Origin of the sequence: Amycolatopsis deserti (assembly GCF_014653945.1) — a bacterium.
In the GTDB taxonomy this organism is placed as follows: domain Bacteria; phylum Actinomycetota; class Actinomycetes; order Mycobacteriales; family Pseudonocardiaceae; genus Amycolatopsis_E; species Amycolatopsis_E deserti.
This window is the reverse complement of the sequence record NZ_BNAU01000002.1, coordinates 1-11,788: the sequence shown is the minus strand read 5'-3', so window position 1 is coordinate 11,788 and position 11,788 is coordinate 1. Positions and strand designations below refer to the sequence as shown.

Genomic DNA, 11,788 nt, shown 5'->3' with positions numbered 1-11,788 from the left:
GGATGCGTGAGGCAGCTCGTCGTTGCTCATCGGCTCGTCCGCGACGACGTGAGCCCGGTGATCGGCTCAGGCACGAGCCCATACCGAGCGGTGAGCCGCGGGTAGCAGCGCGCCAGCGTGTCGGCGTCGAGCGCGGGGCGCTCACCAGGTGGTGATCCGTGCGGGCCGGCTTCACCCAGGATGGCGGCGATCGCCTCGCCGCACGCCGCGGCGACCTCGCCCGACCCGGGCGGCGTCAGCAGCCGCCGGGCCAGGCCCGCAAGATCACCGGATGGGGTGATCTCCAGGGGGTCGATCCGGAACTCCGCGAGCACGTCCGGGTTCACCACCACCCGGTGGTAGATGCGGCGGCCCCGCAGGATCAGCCAGCACACGCCGTCGCGTAACTGGGCCGCTCCGGCGCCGCCGCAGATCAGGCCGAACGCCGTCCACACGTCCCACCGGCAGGCGCGCAGGTGGAGGCGCCGGAAGTGGTGGTGGAACCGGATGACCTCCAGCGCCGGCCGTCCGCGCAGGAGCTCGCCGATCTCCGCGACCGTCCGTCCGGTGACGAGCCGCCAGAACTGGTGTTCCCTCATGTCTCCCCCAGTGGTCCGTGATGAGGCGAACAACGTTAGGCGGGGGGTCTGACAATTTCGGTCCGCGACCGCCCCGCGACGGACGGTGCGCCGAAAATTGTCGGTGGGGGTCGCTAGCGTGCCCGCCATGAACATCATTCAAGAGCACCGGAGCACGCTCCGGGCCGGCAACACCACCTTTTCCATCGAGGTCACCGCGCTGCCGGACGGTGACCGTGACCTCCTCGCCGACCGGCTCGTGATCCGGGTCGGCGCCGCCGGAGCCGAGGGCGAGCCCGTCGCCGACGGGCAGATCGAAGTCGCCGCCAGTGCGGCGGAGACGCTCGGCTCGGTGCTGTCGGAGACCTTGCGACATCACGCCGCCCTGGCCGATCCGGGCGGGCGGAGAGGACGCGACCGGCCGGCCAGCCAGGGCCGGCCGTGGACGCCGGAACTCGACGCGGAACTCGAGCGGCGGTGGATCGCGGGCGAGAGCGTGGCGGACATCGCCCGCGAGCTCGGCCGCAGTCCCGGCGGCATCCGGGCGCGGCTGCCGCGGGTGGGTTGCGACCCCGAGCGTCGCGGGGAGTACCTGCCCGACCCGCCGAGCATGCGGACCCCGCCGGAGGGGAGTGGTGATGCCGCCTGAAGGGGTCGCGAGGGCGCGCGGGAGCACCTCGGAGTCCAGGTGGGCCCATGGTGACTCTGGAACTGCGGACTCGGCCGCAGTCCCGGGCCGGGCTCGCCCAGGCGAGAGCCGGTTGCATCGTCGGCACGGCTCGGCTCCGGGAGGTGACGATGGCGGCTAAACGCTGACGCTCGCCCGCTACGGCCCTGCGGTGGGACTCCGCCGGAGGGGAGTGGTGATGCCGCCTGACAGGGGCTGCCGCTACTCCGATGCCTACGGGAGCACGTCGAACTCCGGGGCCGGTGGTGCCCCCGGGGCCGCAGCCTCGGCCGCAGGCCCGGGGGCCGGGCTCGGGCGGGCCTCGCGCATCGTCGGCACGACCCGGCTGCCGGAGGTGACGATGGCGGCTGGGCGCTGACGCTCGCCCGCCCGGCCCTGCGGTGGGACTCCGCCGGAGGGGGTGGTGGCGCCGCATGACGGCGTCGCCGCTTCGCTAGGGCGTACGGGAGCGCGTCGAACCTTGGGCGGGCCAGTGGCCCCAGGGCTGCGGCCTCGGCCGCAGCCCCGGGGGGCTGGGCTCGGGCGAGGGCCTCGCGCATCGCGGCCCGACCCACTCCGGAGGTGACCGTGGCAGCTGAGCGCTGACGCGCGCCCGCCGCCTGGCCGGTGTGACCCCGCCCGAACTTGTTTGATTGATCTTCCGTCGCAATGCATAATCATTCGTATGACGGTGAAGGTCGCGGTGGCCGGGGCGAGCGGGTACGCGGGCGGGGAAGCCCTCCGCCTGCTGCTGGCGCATCCCGAGGTCGAAATCGGTGCGGTGACGGCGGCGAGCAGTGCCGGCACCCCACTGGGTCAGCATCAGCCCCACCTGGTCCCGCTGGCCGGGCGCATCCTGCAGGAAACCAGCGCCGAGACGCTGGGCGGCCACGACGTGGTCTTCCTCGCGCTGCCGCATGGTCATTCAGCGGAGATCGCGGCCCAGCTCGGGCCGGACGTGCTGGTCGTCGACCTGGGCGCGGACCACCGCCTGACCAGCGCGGCCGACTGGCAGCGCTGGTACGGCGGCGACCACGCCGGCACCTGGCCCTACGGCCTGCCCGAGCTGCCGGGCGCGCGGGAGAAGCTGGCCGGCACCAAGCGGATCGCCGTGCCGGGCTGCTTCCCGACCGGCGGCACGCTCGCGCTGGCCCCGGCGCTGGCGGCCGGCCTGGTGCGGCCGGAGGTGACCATCACGGCGGTCACGGGCACGTCCGGCGCGGGCAAGAGCCTCAAGCCGCACCTGCTCGGCTCCGAGGTGATGGGCTCGGCGAGCGCGTACGGCGTCGGCGGCGCGCACCGGCACACGCCCGAGTTCGCGCAGAACCTCAGCTCGGTCGCCGGGGTGCCGGTGACCGTGTCGTTCACGCCGGTGCTCGCGCCGATGCCGCGCGGCATCCTCACCACGGCGAGCGCGCCGCTGGCCGGCGAGACCGACACGGCGGCGGCGCGCGCGGTGTACGAGAAGGCCTACCAGGCCGAGCCGTTCGTGCAGGTCCTGCCCGAGGGCAGCTGGCCGGTCACCTCGGCGACGCTGGGCTCGAACAACGTGCAGCTGCAGGTCGCGGTGGACGCCGACGCGGGCCGCCTGGTCGTCGTGGCCGCGATCGACAACCTGACCAAGGGCACCGCGGGCGGCGCCATCCAGTCCATGAACATCGCACTCGGTCTCCCCGAGACCACCGGCCTTCCGACAGTAGGAGTCGCACCGTGACCGTGACCGGACCGAAGGGGTTCCGCGCCGCAGGCGTGGCCGCCGGGATCAAGGATTCCGGCGCCCTGGACCTCGCGCTCGTCGTCAACGACGGGCCCGAGCAGGCGGCGGCGGGCGTGTTCACCCGCAACGTCGTCAAGGCGGCGCCGGTGCTCTGGTCCCAGGAAGTGCTGCGGCACAAGCGGTTGCGCGCGGTCGTCCTCAACTCCGGCGGCGCGAACGCGGCCACCGGCCCCGGCGGCTTCCAGGACACGCACGCCACCGCCGAGAAGGTCGCCGAGCTGCTCGAGGTCGGCGCGATCGACGTGGCGGTCTGCTCGACCGGCCTGATCGGGGAGCGGCTGCCCATGCCGGCCGTGCTGTCCGGTGTGGACGCCGCGGTCAAAGCGCTGGACACCACCGCCGAGTCGGCCCTGGCGGCCGCCACCGCCGTGATGACCACCGACAGCAAACCGAAGCAGACGTTGCAGAGCCACGACGGCGGCTGGAGCGTCGGCGGGTTCGCCAAGGGCGCGGGCATGCTCGCGCCGAACCTGGCGACGATGCTGTCGGTCCTCACCACCGACGCGGTCGTCGACCCGGACGCGCTCGACGCCGCGCTGCGCGCCGCCACCCGCGTCACCTTCGACCGGCTGGATGTGGACGGCGGCACGTCCACCAACGACACCGTCCTCGTGCTCGCGTCGGGCGCCAGCGGCATCACCCCGGGCCTGGACGAGTTCACCGACGTCCTCACCGCCGCTTGCATGGACCTGGTCCAGCAGCTGCGCGCCGACTCCGAGGGCGTCACCAAGGAGGTCGACGTCGTCGTGCGCGGCGCCGCCAGCGAGCAGGACGCGATCAACGTCGGCCGCACCGTCGCCGAGGACAACCTGGTCAAGACCGCGCTGTTCGGCTCGGACCCGAACTGGGGCCGCGTCGCGATGGCGGTCGGCCGCGCCCAGGCCGAGATCGACCCGGGCACGCTGTCGATCAGCATCAACGGCGTCACCCTGTTCGCGAACGGCACCACGGCGGCCGACCGTTCCGCGGCCGACCTGTCCGGCCGCGCCATCGAGATCGTGATCGACCTGGGCATCGGCGCCAGCGAAGCCACGATCTTCACCACCGACCTGTCGCACGCCTACGTCGAAGAGAACAGCGCCTACTCCTCATGACTCCTCCCGAACTGGTCGCGGCCGACGACCGGATGGCCACCGCGGCCGAGAAGGCCGGCGTGCTGATCGAAGCGCTGCCCTGGCTGCAGCGCTTCCACGGCGCCACCGTTGTCGTCAAGTACGGCGGCAACGCGATGATCGACGACGAGCTCAAGCGCGCCTTCGCCCAGGACATGGTGTTCCTGCGGCTGGCCGGCCTGCGCCCGGTCGTCGTGCACGGCGGCGGCCCGCAGATCACCGCGATGCTGAGCCGGCTCGGCATCGAGGGCGAGTTCCGCGGCGGCCTGCGCGTCACCACCCCGGAGACGATGGACATCGTCCGCATGGTCCTGGTCGGCCAGGTCAGCCGCGAGCTGGTCGGGCTCATCAACGCCCACGGCCCGTACGCGGTCGGCATCTCCGGCGAGGACGCCCAGCTGTTCACCGCCGAACGCAAACAGGCGACCGTGAACGGCGAGTCCGTCGACGTCGGCCTGGTCGGCGAGGTCGCCTCGGTCAACCCGGACGCGGTGCTGGACATCGTCAACGCCGGCCGTATCCCGGTGGTGTCCACAGTGGCCCCGGACGCCGACGGCGTGGTGCACAACGTCAACGCCGACACCGCGGCCGGCGCGCTCGCCGCCGCGCTGGACGCCGAGAAGCTGGTCGTGCTCACCGACGTCGAGGGCCTCTACGCCAACTGGCCGGACCGCTCGTCGCTGATCGACCGGATCCGCGTGGACCGGCTCGAGGAACTGCTCCCGACCCTGGCCAGCGGCATGATCCCGAAGATGGAGGCCTGCGTGCGCGCGGTGCGCGGCGGCACCCGCCGCGCCCACGTCATCGACGGCCGCATCGCCCACTCGGTCCTGCTGGAGGTCTTCACCTCCCGCGGGATCGGCACCATGGTCCTCCCCGAACAGGAGTCCTGATGGACGCGCTCACCTCCAACGCGGACGGCCGGCAGCACTGGCAGTCCGCCCTCATGGACAACTACGGCACCCCCGGCCTGACGCTGGTGCGCGGCGAGGGCGCCCGCGTCTGGGACGCCGACGGCACCGAGTACGTCGACCTGGTCGGCGGCATCGCGGTCAACGCGCTCGGGCACGCCCACCCGGACATCGTGGCCGCGGTGACCGAGCAGATCACCAAGCTGGGCCACACGTCCAACCTCTACGTCAACCCGGTCACCGTCGAGCTGGCCGAGGCGCTGCTCGATGTCGCCGGCCTGGCCGGGCAGGGCAAGGTCCTGTTCGTCAACTCCGGTGCGGAGGCCAACGAGGCGGCGCTGAAGATCAGCAGGCTCACCGGCCGCACCAAGGTGGTCGCCTGCGAGGGCGCCTTCCACGGCCGCACCATGGGCTCGCTGTCGCTGACCGGCCAGCCCGGCAAGAAGCAGCCGTTCGAGCCGCTGGTTCCCGGCGTCGTGCACGTCCCGTTCGGCGACGTCGAGGCTCTGCGCGCGGCTGTCGACACCGACACCGCCGCGGTGTTCCTCGAGCCGATCCTCGGCGAGGCCGGCGTCATCCCCGCCCCCGACGGCTACCTGCAGGCCGCCCGCGAGATCACCAAGGCCACCGGCACCCTGCTGGTGCTCGACGAGGTGCAGACCGGCATCGGCCGCACCGGCGACTGGTTCGCCTTCCAGCGGGCCGGCATCGTCCCGGACGTCATCACCCTGGCCAAGGGCCTCGGCGGTGGCCTGCCGCTGGGCGCGGTGATCGGCGTCGGCGAGGCGGGCGAGTTGCTCAAACCCGGCCAGCACGGCACCACTTTCGGCGGCAACCCGGTGTGCTGCGCGGCCGGGCTCGCGGTGCTGCGCGCGATCGCCCGCGACGGCCTGATCGACCACGTCTCCCGCGTGGGCAAGGACATCGCCGCCGGGGTCGAGGAGATGGCCCACCCGCTGGTCAAGGGCGTGCGCGGCGCGGGCCTGCTGATCGGCGTCATGCTCAACGAGCCGGTTTCGCCCGCCGTCGCCCAGGCCGCCCAGGCCGCGGGCTACCTGGTCAACCCGGTCGCCCCGGACACGATCCGGCTGGCCCCGCCCCTGATCCTGAGCCAGGAGCAGGCCGAGGGCTTCCTCGCCGCGCTGCCCGCCGCGCTCGACACCACCACCACGAAGGACTGACTGCCCGATGCTCCGCCACTTCCTGCGCGACGACGACCTCACCCCGGACGAACAGCTCGCCGTCCTCGACCTGGCCGCCGAGCTGAAGAAGGACCCGCTGTCCAACCGGGCACTGGCCGGCCCCAAGTCGGTCGCCGTGCTGTTCGAGAAGAACTCGACCCGCACGCGGCTGTCGTTCGAGGTCGGCATCGCCCAGCTGGGCGGCCACCCGATCATCGTGGACGGCCGCTCGATGCAGCTGGGGCGCGAGGAGACGATCGAGGACACCGCGCGGGTGCTCTCACGCTACGTCGACGCCGTCGTCTGGCGCACCTTCGCCCAGCAGCGCATCGTCGCGATGGCCTCGGCCGCCACGGTCCCGGTGGTCAACGCCCTGACCGACGAGTTCCACCCGTGCCAGGTGCTAGCGGACCTGCAGACCATCCGCGAGCGCAAGGGCACGCTCGCCGGGCTGACCCTGACCTACCTCGGCGACGGCGCCAACAACATGGCCCACTCGCTGCTGCTCGGCGGGGTGACCGCCGGCCTGCACGTGCGGGTCGTCGCGCCGGAGGGCTTCCAGCCGGACGCGGACGTGGTGACCGACGCGCGCAAGCGCGCGGCGGAGACCGGCGGCAGCGTGGGCCTGTTCACCGAACCGCACGCCGCGGTCGAGGGCGCCGACGTCCTGGTCACCGACACCTGGACCTCGATGGGCCAGGAGAACGACGGCATGGACCGCGTCACGCCGTTCAAGAAGCTGCAGGTCAACACCGAGCTGCTGGCCGAGGCCGGGGACGACGCGATCGTGCTGCACTGCCTGCCCGCCCACCGTGGCTGGGAGATCACCGACGAGGTGATCGACGGCCCGGCGAGCGCGGTGTGGGACGAGGCCGAAAACCGTCTGCACGCTCAGAAAGCGTTGTTGGTATGGCTCATGAACGAACGACGATGAGCCGCGCCGCCCGGCAGGCCCGCATCGTCGAGCTGGTCTCGTCGATGGCCATCCGCAGCCAGACCGAGCTGGCGAAGCTGCTGGCCGCCGAGGGCGTCGAGGTCACGCAGGCTACGTTGTCCAGGGACCTCGACGAGCTGGGCGCGGTCAAGCTGCGGGGCGCGGACTCCGGTGCGCCGGTGTACGTGATCCCGGAGGACGGCAGCCCGGTGCGCGGAGTCCAGGGCGGCACGTCGCGGCTGTCCCGGCTGCTGGCCGAGCTGATGGTGTCGGTGGACTCCTCGGGCAACCTGACGGTGCTGCGCACGCCCCCGGGCGCGGCGCAGTTCCTGGCCAGCGCGATCGACCGGGCCGCGCTGGAGGAGGTGGTCGGGTCGATCGCCGGGGACGACACCGTCGCGGTGATCGCGCGCGAGCCGCTCACCGGCCGGGACCTGGCCGACCGGTTCTCGGCGCTGGCGCGGCGTTCCTCTACTTTGGACTTGGACCACCACGAATGAGCGAAGGCTGAGACGAACACATGGCAGACAACGGCCAACCGGGGATCGCGCTCTGGGGCGGGCGCTTCAGCAGCGGCCCGGCCGAGGCGATGGCGGCACTGAGCGCGTCGACGCACTTCGACTGGCGGCTGGCGCCCTACGACATCGCCGGCTCCCGCGCCCACGCCCGGGTGCTGCACCAGGCCGGTCTCCTGACCGCGGACGAGCTGACCCGCATGCTCGCGGCGCTGGACACGCTCGCCGCGGACGTCTCCTCCGGTGCCTTCACGCCGACGGTCGCCGACGAGGACGTGCACACCGCGCTGGAGCGCGGCCTCATCGAGCGCGCGGGCGCCGAGCTGGGTGGCAAGCTGCGCGCCGGCCGCTCCCGCAACGACCAGGTCGCCACGCTGTTCCGGATGTGGCTGCGCGACGCCGGCAAGCGCGTCGCCGCGGGCACGCTGGACGTCGTCGACGCCCTGGTCGCGCAGGCGCGGCGGCATCCGGACGCGATCCTGCCCGGCCGCACCCACCTCCAGCACGCGCAGCCGGTCCTGCTGGCGCACCACCTGCTGGCGCACGCGCAGTCGCTGCTGCGCGACGTGAGCCGGCTGCGGGACTGGGACGCCCGCACCGCCGAATCGCCCTACGGCTCGGGCGCGCTGGCCGGGTCGTCGCTCGGGCTCGACCCGGAGGCCGTGGCCGCCGAACTGGGGTTCGCCACCAGCGTGGAGAACTCGATCGACGGCACCGCGTCCCGCGACTTCGCCGCCGAGTTCGCGTTCGTGCTGGCCATGCTCGGGGTGAACCTCTCCCGCATCGCCGAAGAGGTCATCATCTGGAACACCGCCGAGTTCGGCTACGTCACGCTCGACGACGCGTGGGCCACCGGCAGCTCGATCATGCCGCAGAAGAAGAACCCGGACGTCGCCGAGCTGACGCGCGGCAAGTCCGGACGGCTGATCGGCAACCTGACCGGCCTGCTCGCCACGCTCAAGGGCATGCCGCTGGCCTACAACCGGGACCTGCAGGAGGACAAGGAACCGGTCTTCGACTCGGTCGAGCAGCTGGAGCTGCTGTTCCCGGCCATCGCCGGGATGGTCGGCACGCTGACCTTCCACACCGAGCGGCTCGCCGAGCTCGCCCCGGCCGGCTTCACCCTGGCCACCGACATCGCCGAGTGGCTGGTTCGGCAGGGCGTGCCGTTCCGCGTCGCGCACGAGGCCGCGGGGGAGTGCGTGCGGGTCGCGGAGGCGCGCGGTGCGGGCCTGGACGAGCTCGCCGACGAGGAGCTGGAGAAGATCAGCCCGGCGCTCACCCCGCGGGTGCGGGAGGTGCTGACCGTCGAGGGCTCGGTGGCCTCCCGGGACGCCCGCGGTGGCACCGCCCCGGCACGCGTGGCCGAGCAGCTCGACCGGCTCGTCGCGCGGGTCGCCGACCACCGGCAGTGGATCGGGTGAACCTCGACCACCTCGTCTACGCGACACCGGACCTCGCCGGGACGGTGGCGGACCTGCGCGGGCGCGGGATCGACCTCGTGCCCGGCGGACCGCACCCCGGCCGCGGCACCCGCAACCACCTGGCCGGTCTCGGCGACGGCGCGTACCTGGAGGTCATCGGCCCGGACCCGGAGCAGGACGCGCCGGAGGGGCCGCGCTGGTTCGGCATCGACGACCTGACCGGACCGCGCCTGGTCACCTGGGCGGTCCGGGTGCCGGACCTGGCCGGGGCGCTGGCGCGGTCGCGTACGGCCGGCTACCCGTTCGGCGAGGCGCTGCCGATGTCCCGGCGGCGGCCCGACGGCGTGCTGCTGAGCTGGTCGCTGGCCTTCCCGCTCGAGGACGGGGGAGTGGTGCCGTTCCTGATCGACTGGCAGGACTCGCCGCATCCGGCCGACGCCCTGCCCGGCGGCGTCACGCTGGTGTCGCTGACCGGTGTCCATCCGGACCCGGGCCTGGTTGCCGGCCCGCTCGCCGCGCTCGGGGCCGCGCTGACGGTCGTCACCGGTCCCGGCCCGCGCCTGGAGGCGGTGCTCGCCACCCCCGGCGGCGAGGTGGTGCTGCGATGAGCGGGCGGCTGTTCAAGCGCGAGGAGCTGGCGATCGACCCGGTCGACCTGGCGCACGTGCTGCTCGGCTCGGTGCTGGAGTCCACGGGCCCCGAGGGCACCGTCCGTGCGCGCCTGGTCGAGGTGGAGGCCTACCGCGGGGAGGAGGATCCGGCGTCGCACTGCTACCGCGGGCGCACCGCGCGCAACACCGTCATGTGGGGGCCGGCGGGTCACCTGTACGTGTACTTCGTCTACGGCATGCACTTCTGCGCCAACGTGGTGGGCCGGGAGGACGGGGAGGCGGGCGCCGTGCTGCTGCGCGCGGCCGAGGTCACCTCGGGCGCCGACCTGGCCCGCTCCCGGCGCAAGGCCGCGCGCCGGGACGTCGAACTGGCCCGCGGCCCGGCCCGGCTGACCTCCGCGCTCGGCATCGGCCCCCAGCACAACGGCGCCGACCTGGTCGACCCGGACTCGCCGGTGCGCCTGCTGACGGGCGAGGAGATCCCCGCCGAGCGCGTCCGGTCCGGCCCGCGCGTCGGGGTGGCGGCGGCGATGGACACGCCGTGGCGGTTCTGGATCGACGACTCGCCCGCGGTGTCGCTCTACCGGCGCGGCGGACGGGTGCGCCCCGCCAAATAGTCGGTTGACCTCGTAGGAGAGTATCGAGCCGTGAGCGAACACATCCTCGACGAACTGTCCTGGCGCGGGCTGATCGCGCAGTCCACCGACCTCGATGCGCTGCGGAAGGATCTGGACGCCGGTCCGCTCACCCTCTATGGCGGCTTCGACCCGACCGCGGAGAGCCTGCACGCCGGCCACCTCGTCCAGCTGCTGACGCTCGCGCGGTTCCAGCAGGCCGGGCACCGGCCGATCGTGCTCGGCGGGGGAGCGACCGGCCAGATCGGCGACCCGCGGGACGTGGGTGAGCGCTCGCTGGTCACGCCCGAGGTGACCGCCGCCCGGCTGGAGAAGATCCGGGTGCAGCTAGAGAAGTTCGTGGACTTCGACGACTCGCCCACCGGGGCGATCGTGGAGAACAACCTCAACTGGTTCAAGGACGTGTCCGCGCTGGACTTCCTGCGCGACGTCGGCAAGCACTTCTCGGTCAACGTGATGCTGGCGCGCGAGACGGTCAAGCGCCGTCTGGCGACCGACGGCATCTCCTACACCGAGTTCAGCTACCTGCTCCTGCAGTCCTACGACTACCTGCGGCTGTTCCGCCAGTACGGGACGAAGCTGCAGATCGGCGGTTCCGACCAGTGGGGCAACATCGTCGGCGGGGTGGACTACATCCGCAAGGTCGACGGCGCGGCCGTGCACGCGCTGACCACGCCGCTGGTGACCGACTCGGAGGGCCGCAAGTTCGGCAAGTCCACCGGGGGCGGGAACCTCTGGCTCGACCCGGAGATGACCTCGCCGTACGCGTGGTTCCAGTACTTCGTGAACGTCCCCGACTCCGACGTCCTGCCGTACCTGCGGATGCTGACGTTCGTGCCGCGGGAGGAGATCGAGGAGATCGCGCGCCTGACCGAGGAGAAGCCGCACCTGCGGGCCGGGCAGCGCCGGCTCGCCGAGGAGCTGACCACGCTGGTGCACGGCGAGGACCAGACGCGCCAGGTGATCGCCGCGAGCCAGGCGCTGTTCGGCCGCGGTGAGCTGGCGGAGCTGGACGCGCGCACGCTCGACGCGGTCATGGCCGAGGTGCCGGTCGGTGAGGTGCGGCTCGCGGACGAGCCGACGATCGTCGACCTGCTCGTGGCGACGGGTCTCGTCGACAGCAAGGGCGCGGCCCGGCGCACCGTGAAGGAGGGCGGCGCGTACGTGAACAACGCGAAGATCGCCGACGAGGAGTGGCGACCGGAGCGCACGGACGCCCTGCACGGGACGTGGCTCGTGGTCCGCCGGGGCAAGCGGAACACCGCCGGGGTCAAATTGCTGGCCTGACCAGGGGAAACGCGGTTAAGGGACCCCCCTGTTCGAGGGGGGTTTCCGACCATGTAAAGTTCTTTTCGTCGCCAGGGAGACCGGGCCGGAGCCGAGAGGCCGAGGAGCACGGGGTACCGGGCGGGGGGTCACGAACCAAGCTCCCACCGATGGTGGTAGAGTGGGTGACCGCCGCCG

General features: G+C 72.8%; 12 protein-coding genes. 11 read left to right on the top strand and 1 reads right to left on the bottom strand.

Annotated features, from left to right (window positions below; genetic code table 11):
* Window positions 1-26: 26 nt before the first annotated feature.
* Window positions 27-578, bottom strand: coding sequence for a DUF4240 domain-containing protein (locus tag IE290_RS08550; protein WP_191244022.1), 552 nt, complete (start codon window positions 576-578; stop codon window positions 27-29).
* Window positions 579-705: 127 nt separating this feature from the next.
* Between IE290_RS08550 and IE290_RS08545 the strand changes: the two genes are divergently transcribed.
* The 11 genes from IE290_RS08545 to tyrS all read left to right on the top strand — a co-directional run bounded on the left by IE290_RS08545 (window position 706) and on the right by tyrS (window position 11,611).
* Complete coding sequence (locus tag IE290_RS08545; RefSeq protein WP_191244021.1) at window positions 706-1,206, top strand: helix-turn-helix domain-containing protein; 501 nt, start codon at window positions 706-708, stop codon at window positions 1,204-1,206.
* A gap of 703 nt (window positions 1,207-1,909) precedes the next feature.
* A complete protein-coding gene (argC, locus tag IE290_RS08540; RefSeq protein WP_191244020.1) occupies window positions 1,910-2,938 on the top strand; it encodes an N-acetyl-gamma-glutamyl-phosphate reductase in 1,029 nt (342 codons plus the stop codon).
* Window positions 2,935-4,095: a bifunctional glutamate N-acetyltransferase/amino-acid acetyltransferase ArgJ gene (gene argJ, locus IE290_RS08535; protein ID WP_191244019.1), complete on the top strand. Its 1,161-nt coding sequence runs from the start codon at window positions 2,935-2,937 to the stop codon at window positions 4,093-4,095. Before argC ends, argJ begins: the two co-directional genes overlap by 4 nt.
* Window positions 4,092-5,006 (top strand): acetylglutamate kinase, encoded by a 915-nt coding sequence (gene argB / locus IE290_RS08530; RefSeq protein WP_017981990.1) that lies wholly within the window; start codon window positions 4,092-4,094, stop codon window positions 5,004-5,006. Before argJ ends, argB begins: the two co-directional genes overlap by 4 nt.
* Window positions 5,006-6,205, top strand: a complete 1,200-nt coding sequence (locus IE290_RS08525; RefSeq protein WP_191244018.1) for an acetylornithine transaminase — start codon at window positions 5,006-5,008, stop codon at window positions 6,203-6,205. The genes argB and IE290_RS08525 overlap by 1 nt, the downstream gene beginning before the upstream one ends.
* Window positions 6,206-6,212: 7 nt before the next feature.
* A complete protein-coding gene (gene argF / locus IE290_RS08520) occupies window positions 6,213-7,139 on the top strand; it encodes an ornithine carbamoyltransferase (protein WP_191244017.1) in 927 nt (308 codons plus the stop codon).
* Complete coding sequence (locus IE290_RS08515; protein ID WP_229874485.1) at window positions 7,136-7,639, top strand: arginine repressor; 504 nt, start codon at window positions 7,136-7,138, stop codon at window positions 7,637-7,639. Before argF ends, IE290_RS08515 begins: the two co-directional genes overlap by 4 nt.
* Window positions 7,640-7,659: 20 nt before the next feature.
* Complete coding sequence (gene argH, locus IE290_RS08510; protein ID WP_191244015.1) at window positions 7,660-9,078, top strand: argininosuccinate lyase; 1,419 nt, start codon at window positions 7,660-7,662, stop codon at window positions 9,076-9,078.
* Window positions 9,075-9,686: a VOC family protein gene (locus tag IE290_RS08505; RefSeq protein ID WP_229874339.1), complete on the top strand. Its 612-nt coding sequence runs from the start codon at window positions 9,075-9,077 to the stop codon at window positions 9,684-9,686. Before argH ends, IE290_RS08505 begins: the two co-directional genes overlap by 4 nt.
* Window positions 9,683-10,306 carry a DNA-3-methyladenine glycosylase gene (locus IE290_RS08500; protein WP_191244013.1) on the top strand — a complete coding sequence of 208 codons (624 nt, stop codon included), beginning with the start codon at window positions 9,683-9,685 and terminating at the stop codon, window positions 10,304-10,306. The genes IE290_RS08505 and IE290_RS08500 overlap by 4 nt, the downstream gene beginning before the upstream one ends.
* Window positions 10,307-10,336: 30 nt before the next feature.
* A complete protein-coding gene (tyrS, locus tag IE290_RS08495; RefSeq protein WP_191244012.1) occupies window positions 10,337-11,611 on the top strand; it encodes a tyrosine--tRNA ligase in 1,275 nt (424 codons plus the stop codon).
* Window positions 11,612-11,788 lie beyond the last annotated feature (177 nt).

What these genes read in the sequence shown, in the direction of transcription:
- IE290_RS08550 (WP_191244022.1), bottom strand. Translation starts at nt 578, where the DNA reads ATGAGGGAACACCAGTTCTGGCGGCTCGTCACCGGACGGACGGTCGCG.
- IE290_RS08545 (WP_191244021.1), top strand. Translation starts at nt 706, where the DNA reads ATGAACATCATTCAAGAGCACCGGAGCACGCTCCGGGCCGGCAACACC.
- argC (WP_191244020.1), top strand. Translation starts at nt 1,910, where the DNA reads ATGACGGTGAAGGTCGCGGTGGCCGGGGCGAGCGGGTACGCGGGCGGG.
- argB (WP_017981990.1), top strand. Translation starts at nt 4,092, where the DNA reads ATGACTCCTCCCGAACTGGTCGCGGCCGACGACCGGATGGCCACCGCG.
- IE290_RS08525 (WP_191244018.1), top strand. Translation starts at nt 5,006, where the DNA reads ATGGACGCGCTCACCTCCAACGCGGACGGCCGGCAGCACTGGCAGTCC.
- argF (WP_191244017.1), top strand. Translation starts at nt 6,213, where the DNA reads ATGCTCCGCCACTTCCTGCGCGACGACGACCTCACCCCGGACGAACAG.
- IE290_RS08515 (WP_229874485.1), top strand. Translation starts at nt 7,136, where the DNA reads ATGAGCCGCGCCGCCCGGCAGGCCCGCATCGTCGAGCTGGTCTCGTCG.
- argH (WP_191244015.1), top strand. Translation starts at nt 7,660, where the DNA reads ATGGCAGACAACGGCCAACCGGGGATCGCGCTCTGGGGCGGGCGCTTC.
- IE290_RS08500 (WP_191244013.1), top strand. Translation starts at nt 9,683, where the DNA reads ATGAGCGGGCGGCTGTTCAAGCGCGAGGAGCTGGCGATCGACCCGGTC.